At 66.3% G+C, this 19,554-nt stretch carries 18 protein-coding genes; 10 read left to right on the plus strand and 8 right to left on the minus strand.

Annotated elements, in window-relative coordinates; translation table 11 throughout:
- The gene (locus tag MET49242_RS11730; protein ID WP_036283118.1) at positions 1 to 936 is read right to left on the minus strand and encodes an ABC transporter ATP-binding protein; all 936 of its coding nucleotides are present in this window, start codon (positions 934 to 936) and stop codon (positions 1 to 3) included.
- Positions 933 to 1,928, minus strand: coding sequence for an HlyD family secretion protein (locus tag MET49242_RS11735; RefSeq protein WP_036283120.1), 996 nt, complete (start codon positions 1,926 to 1,928; stop codon positions 933 to 935). The genes MET49242_RS11730 and MET49242_RS11735 overlap by 4 nt, the downstream gene beginning before the upstream one ends.
- Positions 1,929 to 2,060: 132 nt before the next feature.
- On the opposite strand from MET49242_RS11735, the gene MET49242_RS11740 reads away from it, so the two are divergent.
- Together MET49242_RS11740 and MET49242_RS11745 are read left to right on the plus strand one after the other, a co-directional pair.
- Positions 2,061 to 3,740, plus strand: coding sequence for an electron transfer flavoprotein-ubiquinone oxidoreductase (locus MET49242_RS11740; RefSeq protein ID WP_036283122.1), 1,680 nt, complete (start codon positions 2,061 to 2,063; stop codon positions 3,738 to 3,740).
- A 136-nt stretch (positions 3,741 to 3,876) separates the two neighbouring features.
- Positions 3,877 to 4,668 carry a YdcF family protein gene (locus tag MET49242_RS11745; protein WP_036283124.1) on the plus strand — a complete coding sequence of 264 codons (792 nt, stop codon included), beginning with the start codon at positions 3,877 to 3,879 and terminating at the stop codon, positions 4,666 to 4,668.
- Positions 4,669 to 4,700: 32 nt separating this feature from the next.
- Here MET49242_RS11745 and MET49242_RS11750 read toward each other — a convergent pair whose 3' ends face one another.
- The gene (locus MET49242_RS11750; RefSeq protein WP_051134511.1) at positions 4,701 to 5,522 is read right to left on the minus strand and encodes a response regulator transcription factor; all 822 of its coding nucleotides are present in this window, start codon (positions 5,520 to 5,522) and stop codon (positions 4,701 to 4,703) included.
- A 933-nt stretch (positions 5,523 to 6,455) separates the two neighbouring features.
- On the opposite strand from MET49242_RS11750, the gene MET49242_RS11755 reads away from it, so the two are divergent.
- Entirely contained in the window at positions 6,456 to 6,740 is a 285-nt protein-coding gene (locus MET49242_RS11755; protein WP_244430799.1) for a DUF1190 domain-containing protein, read from the plus strand.
- Between the two features lie 9 nt (positions 6,741 to 6,749).
- Here the strand turns inward: MET49242_RS11755 and MET49242_RS11760 are convergent, their stop codons facing one another.
- Positions 6,750 to 7,559 carry a DUF3108 domain-containing protein gene (locus tag MET49242_RS11760; protein ID WP_036287836.1) on the minus strand — a complete coding sequence of 270 codons (810 nt, stop codon included), beginning with the start codon at positions 7,557 to 7,559 and terminating at the stop codon, positions 6,750 to 6,752.
- Positions 7,560 to 7,642: 83 nt separating this feature from the next.
- A complete protein-coding gene (locus MET49242_RS11765) occupies positions 7,643 to 8,059 on the minus strand; it encodes a hypothetical protein (RefSeq protein WP_036283128.1) in 417 nt (138 codons plus the stop codon).
- 98 nt (positions 8,060 to 8,157) lie between these two features.
- Between MET49242_RS11765 and sseA the strand changes: the two genes are divergently transcribed.
- From sseA to MET49242_RS11785, 4 genes are all read left to right on the plus strand, one after another.
- Positions 8,158 to 9,012: a 3-mercaptopyruvate sulfurtransferase gene (gene sseA, locus MET49242_RS11770; RefSeq protein WP_036287839.1), complete on the plus strand. Its 855-nt coding sequence runs from the start codon at positions 8,158 to 8,160 to the stop codon at positions 9,010 to 9,012.
- Positions 9,013 to 9,212: 200 nt separating this feature from the next.
- Positions 9,213 to 9,551, plus strand: coding sequence for a P-II family nitrogen regulator (locus tag MET49242_RS11775; RefSeq protein ID WP_036283130.1), 339 nt, complete (start codon positions 9,213 to 9,215; stop codon positions 9,549 to 9,551).
- A gap of 103 nt (positions 9,552 to 9,654) precedes the next feature.
- Positions 9,655 to 11,064, plus strand: a complete 1,410-nt coding sequence (gene glnA / locus MET49242_RS11780; protein ID WP_036287841.1) for a type I glutamate--ammonia ligase — start codon at positions 9,655 to 9,657, stop codon at positions 11,062 to 11,064.
- Between the two features lie 248 nt (positions 11,065 to 11,312).
- Entirely contained in the window at positions 11,313 to 12,893 is a 1,581-nt protein-coding gene (locus MET49242_RS11785) for a DUF3300 domain-containing protein (protein WP_051134158.1), read from the plus strand.
- Positions 12,894 to 12,948: 55 nt separating this feature from the next.
- Here MET49242_RS11785 and glyA read toward each other — a convergent pair whose 3' ends face one another.
- On the minus strand, positions 12,949 to 14,208 hold the full coding sequence (glyA, locus tag MET49242_RS11790) for a serine hydroxymethyltransferase (protein WP_036283132.1): 1,260 nt from the start codon (positions 14,206 to 14,208) through the stop codon (positions 12,949 to 12,951).
- 155 nt (positions 14,209 to 14,363) lie between these two features.
- Between glyA and MET49242_RS11795 the strand changes: the two genes are divergently transcribed.
- The 3 genes from MET49242_RS11795 to MET49242_RS11805 are packed head-to-tail and all read left to right on the plus strand — an operon-like array spanning position 14,364 to position 17,289.
- On the plus strand, positions 14,364 to 15,242 hold the full coding sequence (locus MET49242_RS11795; RefSeq protein ID WP_036287846.1) for a chorismate mutase: 879 nt from the start codon (positions 14,364 to 14,366) through the stop codon (positions 15,240 to 15,242).
- Between the two features lie 3 nt (positions 15,243 to 15,245).
- Positions 15,246 to 16,370 carry a histidinol-phosphate transaminase gene (locus MET49242_RS11800; RefSeq protein ID WP_036283134.1) on the plus strand — a complete coding sequence of 375 codons (1,125 nt, stop codon included), beginning with the start codon at positions 15,246 to 15,248 and terminating at the stop codon, positions 16,368 to 16,370.
- On the plus strand, positions 16,363 to 17,289 hold the full coding sequence (locus MET49242_RS11805; protein ID WP_036287848.1) for a prephenate/arogenate dehydrogenase family protein: 927 nt from the start codon (positions 16,363 to 16,365) through the stop codon (positions 17,287 to 17,289). Before MET49242_RS11800 ends, MET49242_RS11805 begins: the two co-directional genes overlap by 8 nt.
- A gap of 159 nt (positions 17,290 to 17,448) precedes the next feature.
- Here MET49242_RS11805 and MET49242_RS11810 read toward each other — a convergent pair whose 3' ends face one another.
- Together MET49242_RS11810 and recN are read right to left on the minus strand one after the other, a co-directional pair.
- Positions 17,449 to 17,775, minus strand: coding sequence for a polyhydroxyalkanoic acid system family protein (locus MET49242_RS11810; protein ID WP_036283136.1), 327 nt, complete (start codon positions 17,773 to 17,775; stop codon positions 17,449 to 17,451).
- 51 nt (positions 17,776 to 17,826) lie between these two features.
- Positions 17,827 to 19,518: a DNA repair protein RecN gene (gene recN, locus MET49242_RS11815; protein ID WP_036283137.1), complete on the minus strand. Its 1,692-nt coding sequence runs from the start codon at positions 19,516 to 19,518 to the stop codon at positions 17,827 to 17,829.
- Positions 19,519 to 19,554 lie beyond the last annotated feature (36 nt).

The following is a 19,554-nucleotide window of genomic DNA, read 5'->3' on the forward strand; positions in this document are numbered from 1 at the left end:
TCATTGCTCCACCCGCTTGCGGGTCATGAGATCGATGAAGACGTCCTCCAGCGTCGCCGCGTCGCGCGACCAGCGATGCGCCGGATCGGCGCAGCGGCGCACGACCGCCTCCATCGCCGCCGCATCGCGCCCGCCGACATGCAGGGCGACGCCGAAGCGCGCCACCATGTCCACGCCGGGCGTGATTTTCAGCCGGGCTTCGAGCGCGTCGAGCCCTTCGCCCGTGACGACCCAGGTGGAGAGGCCCGCCTCTGCGATGATCTCCTCGCTGGTTCCGGTGGCGAGCAGCCGCCCTTCGGCGATATAGGCGATCTCGTGACAGCGCTCGGCCTCGTCCATGTAATGCGTGGAGACGAGGACGGTCAGGCCCTGGGTGGCGAGCTGATGGATTTCATCCCAGAAGTCGCGCCGCGCCTTGGGATCGACGCCGGCCGTCGGCTCGTCGAGCAGGAGCAGCGAGGGCGAGGGCAGGACACAGGCTCCGAGCGACAGCCGCTGCTTCCAGCCGCCGGAGAGTTCCCCCGCAAGCTGGTCGGCGCGGGAGGTCAGCCCCAGCCGCTCCAGCGCCGCCCGCGTCGCGCCCTCGGGGTCTTCGAGGCCGTAAATGCGCGCCACGAACAGCAGATTCTCGCGGATGGTGAGATCGCGATAGAGCGAGAAGCCCTGCGTCATGTAGCCGACGCGCCGCTTGATCTCCTCCTGCTGGGTGCGGATGTCGTAGCCGAGACAGCGCCCCTCGCCAGCATCCGGCGTCAGCAGGCCGCAGAGCATTCGGATCGTGGTCGTCTTGCCGCTGCCGTTGGGGCCGAGGAAACCCTGAATATGGCCGCGCTCGACGCGCATGCTCAGATTGTCCACGACCTTTTTGGCGCCGAAGAATTTCGTGAGGCCGGAGGCCTCGATGGCGATATTGCTTTCGGCGCCGGCTTCGGTCATTTGGCCGCCCCGCCCGCTTCAGGCCAGATCGTCACCGACGCGGGCAGGCCGAGCGGTAATTCCCGCGCGCGGCCCTCCAGCCGCGCCTCGGCCTTGAAGACAAGCTTCGCCCGCTCCTGGTCGCTGAAGATCACGGGGGGCGTGTATTCCTGACGGCCGGAGATGAAGGAGATGCGGCCGTAAAGGTCGTCGGGGCAGCCGTCGCATTCGATCTTCACGCGTTCGCCGAGCTTCACGCGCGCAAGCTGCGGCTCCCCGACATAAAAGCGCACTTTCCGATTTTCCGGCGGCAGGAGGGCCACGACCGGCTGGCCCGCCTTCACCACCTCGCCGGGGCGGAAAAACACGTCCTGGATGACGCCGTCCGCCGGCGCGGTCACACTTTGGCGCCTGATGCGAATGTCCAGCGCCTGCTGTTGCGCGCGCGCCTGCTTGATGGCGGCCTCCGCCGCCTCGATCTCCTGCGAGCGGCTGGCCATTTGCGCGACCTCGACCTGACGGCGCGCCTCCTTGACGCTCGCCTCGTCGCGCGAGCGGGCCATCACGGCGCGATCCAGCGCCGCCTTGGCGACATGCCCCTCGGCGAAGAGCTTGCGCTGACGCTGGTAATCCTCCTGCGAGAGTTTCAGCGACGCCTCCGCGCGCTCCAGCGCCGCCTGCAGCACGGCGATCTGCTGCGGACGATTCATCGCGGCCTGCAGATTTTCCACCTGCGCCTCGAATTGCGCGATTCGCGCCCCCGCCTCGGCGCGGGCGCGTTCGAGCAGCGTGGTGGTCATGACGAAGAGAAGGTCCCCGGCCTTGACCTGCGCGCCCGCCGCGACCGCGAGTCTCGCCAGACGCTCCTCCTCATTGGGGCCGATGTAAAGAGTCTCCCCCTCGACATAGCCGAGGAAGCGCGGAGACCCTTCGGCACCGTCGCCCATTATCCGCCAGACGGCGAATCCCGCCAGGGCCAGAAGAATCCCCGCCAGCACGACGCTCGTTTTCATGTAGCCCTGTCTCTTCCGGCTCTACCGCGTCGCATGGATGGCCGATCCGCCCCATCCGCCGAGAATCTCCTTTTGGCGCGTCGCGCACAAAAAGGCTAGAATGTCTCCAACAAGGCCGAAAAGGGATCGAAAATGGCTGAAGAAGTTACGGAACTGCCGGCGCGCGAAGGGATGGACTACGACGTGGTGGTGGTCGGCGCCGGCCCGGCGGGACTCGCGGCGGCGATTCGGCTGAAGCAGGTTGCTCCCGATCTTTCCGTCGTCGTCATTGAAAAGGGCTCCGAGCCCGGCGCCCATATTCTCTCGGGCGCGGTTATCGACCCCATCGGCCTCGACCGTCTTCTGCCCGACTGGCGCACGCGCGACGACGCGCCGTTGAAGACGCAGGTTCATGACGATCAGTTCCTTCTGCTCTCCGAGAAGGGCGGCTTCCGCATCCCCAATTTCTTGATGCCGAAGCTGATGAACAATCATGGCAATTTCATCGGCTCGCTCGGCAATGTCGTGCGCTTCCTGGCGAGCGAAGCCGAAAACCTCGGCGTCGAGATCTATCCCGGCTTCGCGGGCGCCGAAATTCTCTACGGCGAAAAGGGCGAAGTCGTCGGCGTGGCGACGGGCGACATGGGCGTCGACCGCGACGGAACGCCCAAGGACAGCTTCACCCGCGGCATGGAGCTGCGCGGCAAATACACGCTCTTCGCCGAGGGCGCGCGCGGTTCGCTGTCGAAGCAGCTCATCGCGAGATATGAGCTGGCGAAGAACAGCGACGTGCAGAAGTTCGGCATCGGCTTCAAGGAGCTCTGGCGAATCCCGAAGGAGAAGCACAAGGCGGGCCTCGTGCAGCATTCCTTCGGCTGGCCGCTGCAGTCCGACACGGGCGGCGGCTCCTTCCTCTACCATTTCGACGACGATCTCGTTTCGATCGGCTTCGTCGTGCATCTCAATTATTCGAATCCGACGCTCTCGCCCTTCGACGAGTTCCAGCGCTTCAAGTGCCATCCGATGATCGCCCCGACGCTGGAAGGCGGCGAGCGCCTCGCCTATGGCGCCCGCGCGCTGACGGAAGGCGGCTGGCAAAGCGTGCCGAAGCTGACTTTCCCCGGCGGCGCGCTGATCGGCTGCGGCGCGGGCTTCATGAACGTGCCGCGCATCAAGGGCTCGCACAACGCCGTGCTGTCGGGAATCATGGCCGCCGAACATGTCGCCGCCGCAATTGCCGAAGGCCGCGCGCATGACGAGGTCAGCGCCTATGACGCCTCATGGCGCACGTCGGACATCGGCCGCGACCTCAAGCCCGTGCGCAACGTCAAGCCGCTGTGGTCGAAATACGGCACTTATGTCGGCGCCTCGCTCGGCGGGCTCGACATGTGGACCAATTCCCTTTTCGGCTTCTCCTTCTTCGGCACGCAATCGCATGGCAAGCCGGACCACGCCTGCCTGAAGCCGCTCTCGGAAGTGACGCCGATCGTTTATCAGAAGCTCACGCAGAAACCGGCCTTCGACAAGCTGTCGTCCGTCTTCGTGTCGAACACCAATCACGAGGAAGACCAGCCGGTGCATCTCAAGCTTGCCGACCCGTCGATCCCGATCAGGCAAAACCTGCCGATCTATGGCGAGCCGGCGCGGCTCTATTGCCCGGCTGGCGTCTATGAAGTCGTCTACGGCGACGAAGAGACGAAGTCCGATCCGCGCTTCGTGATCAACGCGCAGAACTGCGTGCACTGCAAGACCTGCGACATCAAGGACCCTGCGCAGAACATCACCTGGGTTCCGCCGGAAGGCGGCGGCGGGCCGAACTATCCGAACATGTGATGGCGTAAAGACGCAACGACTTCATTGCGAGGAATAGAGGGCGATGAAGCAATCCGCTAGCCGCGCGCGCGGCGGGATTGCTTCGCTTCGCTCGCAATGACGGCGGGCTTCCACAATCATCGAGCACGGCGGCGCCATGTTCTTCATCGCCTCGAAGATTTTCGAGTTCTTCTTCGCGCCTGCGCATTTCTTCATCTTTCTCGCAGCGCTCGGCGCCGCGCTGCTTTACACGCGCTTCGCACGCTGGGGCCGCCGCTTCGCGGCCGTGAGCGCGGCGGCGCTGGCGCTCATGGCCTTCGGTCCCGTGGGACAGTTTCTCGGCGCGCCGCTCGAGTCGCGTTTTCCGCGGCCCGGGGATGACATGCCGGCGCCCGACGGCGTCATCGTGCTTGGCGGCACGGTCGACGAAAAGCTGAGCGCGGAGCTCGGTCATACGGCGATGGTCGACGCTGCGGAGCGCCTCACCGCTCCCATCGCGCTCAAGCGCCGTTATCCCAATGCGCGCATCGTCTTCACGGGCGGCACGGCGGCGCTGCGCGGCTCGCCCTTTACCGAGGCCGAGGGCGTCAAGCGCTTCTGGCGCGACGTCGGGCTGGACGCCGGCGACATTCTTTACGAAGACCGTTCGCGCAACACATTCGAGAACGCCATTTTCACACGCGAACTCGTGCAGCCGAAGCCCGGCGAGCGCTGGCTTCTCGTAACGTCGGCGATGCACATGCCGCGCTCGATCGGCATTTTCCGCAAGGCGAATTTTCCGGTGATCGCCTATCCGGTCGATTACCGCACCAATGGCAAGTTCAGCTTCATCCTGCCGCGCTTCGCGGTAAAGGCGATCGGCGTCGTCGAATTCGCCGCGCATGAATGGATGGGGCTCGTCGCCTATCGGCTGACCGGCAAGACCGACGCGCTTTTCCCCGCGCCGTAGACGATTTTCCGGCGGGAGGGACGCCGGCCGGATTACTCCGGCCGCCCGTGCCCCCTGCGCCCGCGCGCGCCGGCGGGGCCTTCGAGATTGCGGCCGCCCGACGCGCCGCCGGGCCAGGCGCCATGCTTCATCTCCAGAAACAGCGCGATCGCCTGGGCGCGATTGCGCACTTCGAGCTTCTCGAAAAGATTGCGCAGGTGGAACTTGATCGTGTTGATCGAGACGCCGAAATCCTTGGCGAGCTGGCTGTTGGTGTGGCCGGAGCCGAGCGCCGACAGCAGGCTGCGCTCGCGCAGCGTCAGATTCTCGAGCGGATCGCTGCGCATCTTGCGGATGTCGACGAAGGGAAACACCATGTCGCCCGCCGCCACCGCCGCCAGCACGTCGAGGAGGCGCTCTGGCGGAGCGCGCTTGGAGACGAAGCCGGCGCCGCCGAGTTGCAGCGTCTCGGCCGGCGCGGCCGGATCATTGGTGCCGCTGTAGACGACGATCTTCGGCGCGGCGACCTGGCGCGAGAGCGCGCGCAGCACGTCGCGGGCGTGCAACGTCGGCAGTTGCCAGCCGATGACGGCTATGGCGAATTTCTGCTGGCGCGCGGCCTCAAGGAATTCCTCGCCGTCGGTGACCTTGAGAACGAGGTTGAAGCGCTTGTCGTCGGAGAGAAGCTTGTCGAGCCCGGCAAGTATGAGCGGACTCTTGTCGGCGATGGCGACGTCGATGCGCTCGCCTTGCGACATGGTTTCGCGACCGTCGTTTTCGGGGCGGGCCGCGCGTGGCCGCGCCGCTTCTTCGCCGCTGGCGCGAAGACCCTCCGCCGCGGAGTCCGCGGGCCTGATCGAAGAGGTAGGGATCATCATCTCCTCCAGGCCCGGGCGAAGCGCGCCCGCGAGCCAATTATCGCCGCTGAAGATCGTCGCCGATTCTCTCAACTTATTGTAATTTATGAGATCGGGACAAAGCGCACGCCTACCCGTTCGAGTTGGCGCACGGCGATAGAATACTCGCCGCCTTTGAGGAAGCAAGTCCTGCCCGCAGGGCTGGACGGATGGAAGCGCGAGACAAAAATAAGGCGCGGCGCATCGACCCAAAGCCGACGCGCCGCGCCTGAAAACGCTGCTTCGAGCGGTCGCCTTAGTCGGTGAAGACCCAGCGGGCGGCGAAATAAGCAACCGCGCCGATGACGATGATCGCGATCATGCCCATCGGGGTCGCCGCATAGCTGGTCAGTTCGAGAATAGCGCCCATAAGTTCCTCCTTCTGTCACACAGTTTGCCGGTTCTTAACCACAAGCCGACATGTCACAATACAACACTGCCGCAAGCGGCGCCGTCATTTTTGTAATCGCGGTCACGTGGATCTCACCGCGGACCCGTTCCCCTGCGTGTATGACTATACGTCAAGTTCACATAGGGGGGAACATGTCTGCATCGCTCGTTCGGCCCTGTCCGCGTCGGTGAGCCATATTGCTCCACAGCGCATCGCTGCGGTTCCGAAATGCGGTGGTGCGACCAACTATTGTAGTCGCCGATCCTTGTCAAGCGACCGCCCGGGACAGCATTGCGACGAGTCGTCGCGTCTCAGCCGGACAAGAGCACAGTTTACGCTTGCCGCACGATGCGGCGGGCGACTAATCTCGCTTCGATCAGCAAAAGAAGAACAAGTGGAAACGCATGGCGACCAGGGGTTTGACAATAGTCGTGATCGGGGTCGCGCTTGCCGCGGCCGGCTTTTCGGCCTTTTATGCGATGCGGGGCCGCACCCCCGCGTGCGCCGGCGGCGGAAAATACATGTCCACGCTCAACGACTGCAAGGCATGGGGAATCGCGGCGGACGTCTGCGCGCAAGCAGTGGAAAAGGCGCGCGCCGTCGCCGCCCGCGCCGCGCCGAAAACCGAGACCATGTTCCAATGCGAAGTGCGTTTCTCGGAATGTTTCGAGAATCCGGCGGGCGGCTTCACGCCGCGCCCGTCCTTCTGCCTGAACCCGGGCGGCGAACCGACGGAAGTCCGCTATCTCGAGTATGAATCCGACCGCCGCAACCGGAAAACGACGAAGGAAGTGCGGATCGACTGATGCGACGGGTCAGCGACCGGAATCCGCGCGTCGCTGACCGACCTGGAATTCCGAGGCGTCGATGACGAGCTTGCCGGCGGCCGTGCGGATGTCGATGTGGATCGGCACGACGACATGGGCCTCCGGGAGCGGCGCGAGCCAGACGTTCATGTCGTGGTTCTCCGCCATGTAGCGCGTCGAGGTGCTGTCGGGACGGTGTCCGGCGATCGGCGTATAGCGCGCCGAGCAGACAGCCACCGGGCCGGAGTAGCCCTTCGTATGCGCCTCATGCGCGCCGGCGTAGGACAGCGCGACGTCGAAACGCGTCACGCCGTCGAAGACGGAGATCGTGCGATCGCAGGCTGCGGGGCCCGCCAGATCCTGCCCCGACGGCACGCTCATGATCAGCGCGCTCACCGGATCGACGACGCGCCTTTTCGCGCTCTCGGTGACGGGGATGCGCGCGGCGGCGTCCCAGGGCGCCGGTTTCACCTCCACGGCCTGCACGGAATTGCCGCCGAGCGCCATGCGAACGGTGCGCGTTTCGTCGCTGTTGGCGGTCGTATTGGCGTAGGTCGCGGGCGACGGCCCGCCAGAACCAAGACCGCCTGTCGCGGAGGCTGCGCCCTTCGTGCTGTTGACGAGATTGGCGAGCCCCGTCGTCTTCATCGAAATGTCGATGCGATAGGTCTGCGGCTCGACGACGCCCGAGGCGAAGGCGCTGCCTATGGAAAGGCCCATCAGGCTCAGCGCGTAATGCGCCTTGATCGTTTCGGCGCTGGCCGGAGCGGCGGCCGCGAGCCCCCCGCAAAGGAGAGCGGCGACGCGCGCCTTGCGCATGATGACGAAGGAAAGCGTGTCGATCGGGCTCATGATCCGCACATTCGGAAGAAGGACGCCGCAAACATCATGAAAGGACGGCATCAGGCCGACTCCTGCCAATGTCCGTCGGCATAGATGCGCCACGCGCGCAACCCCGCCTTCGCGACGACCATCCTGCCCGCCTTGGCTTCGGCGACGAGATGCCTGAATACGAGAGGATTGCGCCAGGAAAACGGCTTTTCCGGGTCGCAGACGGCATGGTACTCGTCGCTGTCGGGGTCGTCCATCAGCAGCGTTCCGACGCGATCGGGCCGCATGGTGGCGGGAAGGCCGCGGTCCTCCTTCCACTGACAATAATAGTCGCGGCAGACCTCCGGGCGCGTGTCATAGACGCCGCAGCCGCCGGTCAGCGCGCAATGCCCGCACAGCGTCCCGGCCTTCTTCTTCATTTCCTCGATTTCGAGCACCTTGCAGCAGAAGTAACAAGGGCCGCAGGCTTTGCCGGGGATGTCGAGCATGAGGATCGGGGCCACGAGACAGTGAGAATCGAATCGGCGTATTGTGACCGCGAAAGCGCCGGATGCAAGCTGGCCCGGACCGCAACCTGAGCGAGACAATGCCGCGAAAGATCCACCTGGAAAATCTGTTCGTCTCCACGCAATGGCTCGCCGACAATCTTTCTTCACCCGACATTCTCGTCTTCGACGCCTCCTGGCACATGCCGGCGGCCGGTCGCGACCCCCGCGCGGAATATCTCGCGGGCCACATTCCCGGCGCTGTCTTTTTCGACATTGACGGCGTCGCCGATCATTCGACCGACCTCCCGCACATGCTCCCTTCTCCCGAGGTCTTCGAGGCGGAGATGCGGCGACTCGGTTTCGGCGACGGCACGCGCGCGGTCGTATACGACAGCGTCGGCCTCTTTTCGGCGCCGCGTCTTTGGTGGACGCTCAATGTGTTCGGCGTCGACAAGGTTTCGATCCTCGCGGGAGGGCTGCCGGCCTGGAAGGCGGAGGGGCGCCCGCTCGAGAGCGGCGAGCCGCAGCGCGCGCCGCGAGGTTTCACCGCGCGCTTCGACCCCGATCTCGTCGCCGACGCCGCAGCGGTGAGGGCCGCGCTCGAAAGCGGCGCCGCGCAGGTCGTCGACGCGCGCTCGGCCGAGCGCTTCCATGGTCGCGCGCCCGAGCCGCGACCCGGCCTGCGCTCGGGTCATATGCCCGGCGCGCGCAACCTGCCCTTCCCCGCCGTGATCCAGGACGGCCGCATGAAGGAAAGGTCCGGGCTCGAAGCCGCCTTCACCGCCGCCGGGCTCGACCCCGACCGGCCGGTGATCGCGAGCTGCGGCTCCGGCATGACCGCCTGCATCCTGAGCCTCGCGCTTGCGGCCTCCGGACGCGCGCCGGCAACCGTCTATGACGGCTCCTGGTCGGAATGGGGCGGCCGCGCGGATTTGCCGGTCGTGGCCGATTGATTGAAACAGGCGCCGCCGAACTGATCATCTATCGCCTAAAATTAAGGCATATCGTATAAATCCTCGGCGCCGGACCGGAATCCGGCGCCAGAACTTTGGCCATGGCGCCAAAATCGCTCCAATGCTAGAAGCTCGACGGCGTCGGCTATTGGCGAGGCATAGGCGCGGGCGCGGGCTTAGACGCAGCGCGGGGAAGAGAAATGAAGAAGGTCGAGGCGATCATAAAGCCGTTCAAGCTCGATGAAGTGAAAGAGGCTTTGCAGGCGGCGGGACTGCAAGGCATCACCGTCACCGAAGCGAAGGGTTTTGGACGCCAGAAGGGGCACACCGAGCTCTATCGAGGTGCCGAATATGTCGTTGATTTTCTTCCGAAAGTAAAAATCGAGATCGTCCTGGCGGATGAGGCCGTGGATCGCGCGGTCGAGGCCATTCGCAATGCGGCGCAGACGGGCCGCATCGGCGATGGCAAGATTTTTGTTTCCAACATCGAAGGCGCGATCCGAATCCGCACGGGGGAGACCGGCGCGGACGCGATCTAGACCATCGAGTTCCCGCCCCATGAGCTTTCTCGACAAGATCTTCCGACGCTCCGCAGCGCCCAACACGCACATAACCAGGCAACAGACAGAGGCAACGATCAAAATGACAACGGCCAAGGACGTAATCAAGCAGATCAAGGACAACGACGTTAAATACGTCGACTTCCGCTTCACCGACCCGCGCGGCAAGTGGCAGCATGTCACCTTCGACGTCTCGATCGTCGACGAGGACGCGCTGAACGAAGGCATCATGTTCGACGGCTCCTCGATCGCTGGCTGGAAGGCGATCAACGAGTCGGACATGACCCTGCTGCCCGACCTGTCGACCTGCACGATGGACCCGTTCTTCGCCGCTTCGACCATGTCGATCGTCTGCGACGTCATGGAGCCCCTGACCGGCCAGCCCTACAACCGCGACCCGCGCGGCATCGCCAAGAAGGCGATGGCCCACATCAAGACCGCCGGCGTCGGCGACACCGCCTATTTCGGCCCCGAGGCCGAATTCTTCGTCTTCGACGACGTGCGTTTCTCGGCAGACCCCTACAATACGGGCTTCTCGCTCGACTCGGTCGAACTGCCCACGAACTCCGACACCGCCTATGAGGGCGGCAACCTCGGCCACCGCGTACGTACCAAGGGCGGCTATTTCCCCGTTCCGCCGGTCGACTCCGCCCAGGACATGCGCGGCGAGATGCTGGCGGCCATGGCGGCCATGGGCGTGAAGGTCGAGAAGCACCATCACGAAGTCGCCTCCGCCCAGCACGAGCTCGGCCTGAAGTTCGAGACGCTCGTCACCGTCGCCGACCACCTGCAGATCTACAAATATGCGATCCATCAGGTGGCGCACTCCTACGGCAAGTCGGCCACTTTCATGCCGAAGCCGGTCTTCGGCGACAATGGCTCGGGCATGCACGTGCACCAGTCGATCTGGAACGGCGGCAAGCCGGTCTTCGCGGGCGACAAATACGCCGGCCTGTCGCAGGAATGCCTGTGGTACATCGGCGGCATCATCAAGCACGCCAAGTCGCTGAACGCCTTCACCAACCCGTCGACCAACTCCTACAAGCGTCTGGTCCCGGGCTATGAGGCGCCGGTGCTGCTCGCCTACTCCTCGCGCAACCGCTCGGCCTCCTGCCGCATTCCGTTCGGCACGAGCCCGAAGGCCAAGCGCGTCGAGGTCCGCTTCCCCGATCCGACGGCCAACCCCTATCTCGCCTTCGCAGCCATGCTGATGGCCGGCCTCGACGGCATCGCCAACAAGATCGATCCGGGCGCGCCGGCCGACAAGGACCTCTACGACCTGCCGCCGGAAGAGCTGAAGGCGATCCCGACCGTCTGCGGTTCGCTCCGCGAGGCGCTCGAGAGCCTGAAGGCCGACCACGCCTATCTGACTGCCGGCGGCGTTTTCGACACGGACTTCATCGAGTCCTACATCGAGCTGAAGATGCAGGACGTGATGCGCTTCGAAATGACCCCGCATCCGGTCGAGTTCGACATGTACTACTCCTACTGAGGAGCACGCGCCCGACCGGGCGACGGTCCCGACCGTCGCCTGTCATGCGCGCCGATCAAAGGCCCGAAAGCGGTTCCAACGCCGCTTTCGGGCCTTCTGTTTTTTCACCCTTCATTGCGGTTGAATCCACAGGCGCGACTCGCGTGGATTGACGCGCTCGCTTATGCTGGGCCGTGCGATCGGCGAACGGACAAACCCGCGTCTTTCGTCTTTTTCAGCGGCTACGCCGGTTTCCCGGGAACGTACGAATGTCGAAAAACAAGAACGAGACAGCGCTCGCCAGAAGACTTGTCGCCGGCGTCGCCTGCCTGCTCGTCGCGCTCACGCCCGAATATTCCTTCGCCATCGATCCCCCACCCGTCCCGACGCCGGACGCCGCCGCCCCGGCCGCTCCGCAGCCCGCGCCCGAGGCGCCGAAGTTCACGCAGGCCGAGCTCGAGAGGCTGCTAGCGCCGATCGCGCTCTATCCCGACGCCCTGCTGGCGCAATTGCTGCCCGCTTCGGCCTATCCGCTGGAGATCGTTCAGGCGCATCGCTGGCTCGAGAAGAACAGGGCGGCCGCCGAAAAACAGGACTTTTCAGGCGCGGACGCTCAGGACTGGGATCCGTCGGTGAAAGCGATGCTGCGCTTCCCGACCGTGCTCGACAAGATGAACGACGACCTCGAATGGACCGAGAATCTCGGCGCGGCGATCGTCAATCAGCCGCAGGACGTCGCCAATGTCATCCAGCTGCTGCGCGCCAGGGCGCAGAAGGCAGGAACGCTCAAGTCCGGCAAGGAGATGCAGGTCACGACCGAGAAACAGGACGGGCGCGACGTCGTTACGATCGCCTCCCCGGACCCTTCGGTCATCTATGTCCCCTCCTACGATCCCGTCGCCGCCTATGCGCCCGCCTATAACGGAACAGGCATGGCGGCCGCGGCCGGACTGCTGAGCTTCGGCGCCGGCGTCGCGATCGGCTCGGCCTGGCGCGGCAATTACTGGAACTGGGGCACGGGCGCGTTCTATCGGCCGGTCTGGCCGGGTTATCCGGCGTGGCGGCCGCCTTATCCCGGCTGGCGTCCCGGCATGGCCGTCGGCGGCGGCAACAACGTCAATATTGGAAATGACGTCAACATCGGCGGAAAGCCCTGGCGGCCGGATCCGGGCCATTACCGGCCCGGGGGCCGGCCGGGCATTGGCGGCGGACCGGGCGTGGGAGCCGGGCGCCCCGGCTATGGCGGCGGCCGTCCGGGCGCGGGGATCGGCGGCGGGCGCCCCGGCGCGGGAGGCGGACCCGGCAATAATGGCGGACTCGGAGGCGGCGGCGGGATCGGCGGCGGCCGTCCAGGCGTGAGCGGCGGGCGCCCCGGAGTCGGCAAGCCGGGCGTTGGCGGAGGCACCAAACCCATCGCCCGCCCGAAACCTGTGACTCGCCCCGTGCCCCGGCCCGCCACGAGACCGGCGATGAACCGGCCGATAGCGCGCCCGGCGGGCGGTTTCGGCGGCGCCGGAGTCGGCCGGCCCGCAGGCGGCTTTCGGGGCGGCGCCATGAGGGCCGGCGGCGGTTTCCACGGCGGGCGCCGATCCGACTTGCGCCTCAAGCATGCCGTCACCCTCCTCGGCCGTCTCGACAATGGCCTCGGCTTCTATCGCTTCATCTACAACGGCGGCGAGAAAGCCTTTGTCGGCGTCATGGCTCAGGAAGTGCAGAAGGTCATGCCGCAGGCGGTCTGGCGCGCGCCGGACGGATATCTGCGGGTCGCCTACGACAAGGTCGGCGTCAAGTTCCAAAGCTACGACCGCTGGGTCGCATCCGGCGCAGAGATTCCCGCGACCCGACGCTGAGACCGGGCAGGCGGCCCCCCGGCCGCCTTTCCCTTGCCTCGCTGCCGGGCGCGGCTCAGTAGATGGGAAATTCAGCGCACAGCTTCCGCACCTCCTCACGAATGGCGGCGATCTCCCGCCCGTCGTCCGGCGCCCGCAGAACGCGGTCGATCCAGCGCGCGATTGTTTGAAACTCCCCGACGCCGAAGCCGCGCGTCGTTCCGGCGTTGCTGGAAAGGCGCAGCCCCGACGGCGCCTCGGGCGGCCGCATGTCGAAGGGGATGAGGTTCTTGTTCACGGCGAGCCCCGCCCGCTCCAGCGCCTTCGCCGCGATGTCGCCCGTGACGCCGCGCGGCGTGAGATCGACGAGCATCAGCCCCGTGTCGGTTCCGCCCGTGACGATGCGCAGGCCCGCTTCCGACAGCGCCTCGGCCAGCGCGCGGGCGTTTTCGAGCGTCGCCCGATTGTAAAGCGTGAACTCGGGCCGCAGCGCCTCGCCGAGACACGCCGCCTTGCCCGCGACCCCATGCAACAGCACCGATCCCTGAACGCCCGGAAAAATGCCGGCGTTGATCCTGTCGCTCAGGGATTCGTCGTTCCAGAGCGCAACGCCGCCCCGCGCGCCGCGAAGGGATTTGTAGGTCGTCGTGGTGACCACATGCGCGTGCGGGAAGGGGTGCGGATGCAAACCCGTCGCGACCAGCCCCGCGAAATGCGCCATGTCGACGAGGAGATACGCCCCCGCCTCATCGGCGATGGCGCGAAGCCCGGAGAAGTCGATGGCGCGCGGATAGGCCGAACCGCCGGCGATAATCATGCGGGGACGCGCCGCGAGCGCAAGATCGCGAAGCTCGTCGAGATCGATGCGCTCCGTCTCCCGGTTCACGCCATATTGCGTGATCTTGTAGTCGCGCCCGGTAAGCGTGGCCGGATGCCCGTGGCTGATGTGCCCGCCGGCGGCGACATTCATGGAGAGGATCGGATCGCCGGGCTTCAGCAGGCCGAGAAAGACGCCCGCATTGGCGTTGGAGCCAGAATGCGGCTGCACATTGGCGAAGCGGCAACCGAAGAGCCGGCATGCGCGTTCGACCGCAAGCGACTCGATCCTGTCGGCGTATTCCGCCCCGCCATAATAGCGGCGATAAGGCGCGCCCTCGACGGTCTTGTTGGTCAGAACCGACCCCTGCGCCTCCAGCACGAGGCGGGAGACGATGTTTTCGGAAGCGATCAGTTCGATCCCGTCCTGCTGGCGGCGCAACTCCCCGCGAATGGCGTCGGCAAGTTCGGGATCGGCGTCGAGCCCCGTCGTGAAATATCCCTGATGCAAGCAACTCAATGGCGGCCTCCCCTTCACCGGAGCAAGGAAGCCCCACCTCGGCCGCGAGGGCAAGGCTTCCGGGCGCGTGAAATTTCCGCTGCCGGCGGAGATTGCCGTTCTGGCCGCGCGGCGCCCCCTTCACTCTCGCCGCCCGCTGGCCTAAGACAGTCGCCATGCAAGACTCGCCTGTCCTGACGCCCGCCGCCGACACGCTTGCCGAATTGCGCGCCGAGATCGACCGCATCGATCTCGAAATGCATCGGCTGCTGATGGCGCGTGGCGAGATCATCGACCGGCTGATCGCCGTGAAGCGCGCGCAGGGCGGCGGCTGCGCCTTCCGGCCAGACCGCGAGGCGCAGATGATGCGCGCGCTGGTCGAGCGGCATCGCGGCCTCCTGCCCGTCGACGCTGTCGAAGGCGTCTGGCGCGTCATCGTCTCGACCTTCACCTACGTCCAGAACAATTATTCCGTCCACGCCGACGACTCGGGCGGCGACGCGCAAATGCGCGACAGCGCGCGATTCCACTTCGGCTTCACCGTGCCTTACATCGCGCATCACGGCGCGAGCGCGGTGATCGACGCGGTGGCGGCTTCGGCCGGCGATCTCGGCGTGCTGCGGGCGACCGGCGCGATCAACGACGGCGCCTGGTGGGTGCGGCTCGTCGGCGAGAACGCCCCCAAGATCATCGCGCGTCTCCCCTTCGTCGAGCGGCCCGACCACCCGGCGGGCCTGCCCGTCTTCGTCGTCGCGCGCCCGGCGAAGGACGCCGCCTCGCGGGACATTCTGCTCTATGCGATCAACCTTCCGCGCTGGTCGCATTCCATCCCCGCCGTCGTCTCGGCGCTGGAGGGCGAAATCCTCGCCAGCGCCCCGCACGCCGGCGGCCTCTCGCTGATGGTCGCCGCGCCCGGCCATGTCGAGGCCGCGCGTTTCGCGCAGGAGCTTTCCGCCGCCGGCGTCGCCGATGCGGTCGTGGAGCCCATCGGCAGCCATGCGGGCAGATACGAACTCAACGAAGCGCGCAGCGGCGTTTTCGCGCCAAGGAGCTGAGACATGACTCGTCCCGTCCCGCGTCCGGGCGTGCTGGCGATCGATCCCTACGTGCCCGGCAAGAGCGCCGCCCCCGGCGCCCGGCGCGTATTCAAGCTTTCCGCCAATGAGACGCCGCTCGGCCCCTCGCCGCGCGCCGTGCAGGCGTTGCGCGACATGGCCGGAGACATCGCGATCTACCCCGACGGCTCCTCGGCCAAACTACGCGCGGCGGTCGGCGCGCGTCACGGGCTCGACCCCGAGCGCATCATCATGGGCGCCGGCTCGGACAACATCCTCGAACTGCTGGCGCTCGCCTATGTCGGTCCGGGCGACGAGGGCGTCTACAGCCAGTATGGCTTTCTCGAATACAAGATCGTGATCCACGCCGCGGGCGGAACGCCCGTCGTCGCGCCGGAGACGAATTACACCGCCAGCGTCGACGCGATGCTCGCCTGCGTGAGCGAGAAGACGAAGATCGTCTTCCTCGCCAATCCGAACAATCCCACCGGGACCTATCTGCCGGCGTCGGAAGTCGCGCGGCTCGCGCGCGGCCTGCCGCCGCATTGCCTGCTCGTTCTCGACGCGGCCTACGCCGAATATGTGACCCACGAGGATTATGAGGCTGGCGCCGCGCTCGTCGACGCGCATGAGAATGTGGTGATGACGCGCACCTTCTCGAAAATCTACGGCCTCGCCGGCCTGCGGCTCGGCTGGGGCTACGGCCCCGCGCATGTCATCGACGCCCTGAACCGCATCCGCTCGCCCTTCAATGTGTCGAGCGCGGCCTCCGTCGCCGGCGTCGCGTCCGTGGAGGATGTCGCGCATCTCGAAGCGGCGATTGCGCATAACGACCGCTGGCTGCCATGGCTGACGCGCGAGATTTCGGCTCTCGGCCTCGACGTACTGCCGAGCGTCTGCAATTTCATCGCCATTCGCTTCCCTGATACGCCGGGGCGGGCGGCCGCCGACGCCGATCGCTTCCTGACCTCGCGCGGCCTCATTCTGCGCGCGATCGGCGCCTATGGGATGGGCGAATTCCTGCGCCTCACGGTCGGCTCTCAGGAGGCGAATGAAGCCGTCGTCGCCGCCCTCGCCGAATTCATGCAGGACGCGCAGGCGCCCGCGCAGCAAGCCGCTCATGGCTGAGCCGATCTTCAACAGGCTCGCGCTGATCGGCGCCGGCCTCATCGGTTCTTCGATCGCCCGCGCGGCGCGCGCCTATGACGCCGCGCGCGAGATCGCCATTCTCGACGCATCGCCGCAGGTGATGGCGCGCGTGCGCGAAATCGCCATCGCCGACGAGGCGAGCGGTGATCCGGCTGAGGCGTTGCGCGGCGCCGATCTCGTCATCATCTGCACGCCGGTCGGCGTCTGCGGCGCGGTGGCGCAGGAGATCGCGCCGTACCTGGAGAATGGCGCCGTCATCTCCGACGTCGGCTCTGTGAAAGGCGCCGTCGTCGCGCAGGTCGCGCCGCACGTTCCGGAGGGCGCGCATTTCATTCCCGCGCATCCGATCGCCGGCACGGAATTTTCCGGCCCCGACGCGGGCTTTGCGACGCTTTTTCAAAACCGCTGGTGCATTCTCACCCCGCCCGACGGCGCCGACGCGGCCGCGGTGGAAAAACTCGCGGCCTTCTGGACGCGCATCGGCGCCAGGGTCGAGAAGATGAGCGCGGATCATCACGACAAGGTGCTCGCGCTCACGAGCCATCTGCCGCATCTCATCGCCTATAACATCGTCGGCACGGCGGATGATTTCGGCGAGCAGACGCGCTCGGAAGTCATCAAGTTCTCGGCTTCGGGCTTTCGCGATTTCACCCGCATCGCCGCCTCCGACCCGACGATGTGGCGGGATATCTTCCTCAACAATCGCGAAGCCGTGCTGGAGATGCTCGGGCGCTTCAACGAGGATCTCTCCGCGCTTCAGCGCATGATCCGCCGCGGCGACGGCGACGGGCTGTTCGATTTCTTCACGAGAACGCGCGCCATTCGCCGCTCCATCATCGAACAGGGTCAGGACACGTCGGCCCCGGATTTCGGACGGCGCACGCCTCCCGCCAATTAAGCGTTGCGCCGACGCGAAGCCGTCGAATGATGACGGCTCATGTTCTGTCGAGCGTTCGGACGCAAAAGCGCGCACGCTTCTCCCGAACGCCTTTTCGGGATTCCCCGGTTCGAGTCAGGCTCGAAGGAGCCGATCGGCGAATTCGACGCTTGTCGCTGCTTACTTCTTGGGTGTGTGCCCGATTTTCAACACGTCATCCGCATTGTGCTGGATCATCTGCTGCACCCTGCCCGAGATCGCGGCCAGCAGCCAAGGCAGTTGCACCTCGACGCGCGCCATGTCGGCAAGCACGGTGATCTGCGCGCTCGCAGTCTGGCCGAGCGCCTTGACGTGAATATTGGCGACGTCGCCGGACCATGTGACTTCGGAATGCGCGACCTTGTCCACATAGTCGCGCTGCAATTTCGTCAGCCGTTCGGCGAGGCGCTGCTTTGCCTTCTCGACCCCCAGATTATGCGGCACGGTGACGACGATCTTGTTGGACATGGCGTTCCTCCGCTTCCGCTTGATCTGGGGCGCGACCGCTGGAAAAGAAGATCAGTCCGCGCCCTGCAGCAGTCGCGCCGCCGCGGCGCGCGCCTCGTCCGTGATCGCCGCTCCCGACAGCATACGCGCAATTTCCTCCCGCCGCTCGGCTTCTGCGAGCACGGCGACGCTGGTTGCGACGCGCCTGTCCTTGCCTGCGGACTTGCCGGCCTTCGCCGGCGCGCCTTTGCTGATGCGCAAATGGCGGCTCGCCCGCGCGGCGACCTGCGGCGCATGCGTAACGGCAAGCACTTGGGCGCGCGTGGCGAGGCGCGCGAGACGCTGGCCGATGGCGTCCGCCACGGCGCCGCCCACGCCGGTGTCGATCTCGTCGAAAACGAGGGTCGGCGCGGAGCCGCGGTCGGCGAGCACGACCTTCAGCGCCAGCATGAAGCGGGCGAGTTCGCCGCCCGAGGCGACCTTGGTGAGCGGGCCGGGACGTGAACCGGGATTGGTCTGCACCCAGAATTCGACGCGGTCGACGCCCTCCGGCCCGCCGTTTTCCGGATCGCTCGTCACCTGCGTCATGAAATGCGCGCCGTCCAGCCGCAGCGGCTTCAGCTCCGCATCGACGAGCGCGTCGAGTTTTTTGGCCGCCTTCTGGCGCGCGGCGGAGAGGGCGCGGGCGGCTTCGTCATAGCCCGCCTTCGCCGCCGCAAGCTCCTTGCCGAGCTTCACCAGCCGCGCTTCCGACGCGTCGAGCGCCCCGATGTCGTCCGCGAATTTCTGTGCGATCTTCGTCAGCTCCGCGACCGTCACGTGATATTTGCGCGCGGCGCCGCGCAGCGCGAAGAGCCGTTCCTCGACCCGCTCCAGTTCGGCGGGGTCGAAACGGGTTTCCGCCAGCGCCTGCTCGAGCGCCTGTTCCGCGAGGCTCAGCGCGTCGACGGCCTGCGCGAGGGCGCGCGCCGGCGGCTCCAATATCTGCGGCGCCTGCGTCAACCGGCGCTCGAGGCGGCGCGCGACCTGCGCGATTTCGCCGGCAGGCGCCGCGTCGCTGGCGAATGCGGCGAGCGCGTCGCGAATGTCGGTCGCGACCTTCTCCGCGCGCTGCATGAAGAGACGCCGCTCGGCAAGTTCTTCCTCTTCGCCGTCCTGCGGCGCGAGCTTCGTCAGCTCTTCATGCGCGTGACGCAAGTAATCCGCGTCGGCGCGGGCCCTGGCGATGCGCGCTTCCTCCTCGGCGAGCGCGCGGCGCGCCGCCTGCCAGGCGCCGTAACGCGCGCGAACCTCGTTCGCCTGTGTCTGCAATCCGCCGTGAGCGTCGACGAGCGCGCGATGCGCGGCGGGATCGACCAGCGCGCGGTCGTCGTGCTGGCAATGTATTTCGACGAGCTCCCTGCCGATCGCGCGCAGCGCCTGCGCCGTGGCCGGCTGGTCGTTGACGAAAGCGCGCGTGCGGCCGTCCGCCATCTGCAGGCGGCGCAAAACGAGTTCATCGTCGCTCGTGAGGCCGAATTCGCGCGCGGCGAGATGGGCGGGGTGGTCAGCCGGCAGATCGAAGACGGCCGCGACCTGCCCCTGCTCCTGCCCCGCGCGCACGAGCGAGGCGTCGCCGCGACCGCCCAGCGCCAGCATGAAGGCGTCGAGAAGGATGGATTTGCCCGCGCCGGTTTCGCCCGTGAGCGTCGTGAGCCCCTGCCCGAATTCGAGGTCGAGCTCGTCGATGAGCACGATGTCGCGAATGGATAGACGGACAAGCATGACGCGTTACTCTTGGGCTCCCGCGCGCGAACGCCA

Origin of the sequence: Methylocystis sp. ATCC 49242, assembly GCF_000188155.2 — a bacterium.
In the GTDB taxonomy this organism is placed as follows: Bacteria; Pseudomonadota; Alphaproteobacteria; order Rhizobiales; family Beijerinckiaceae; genus Methylocystis.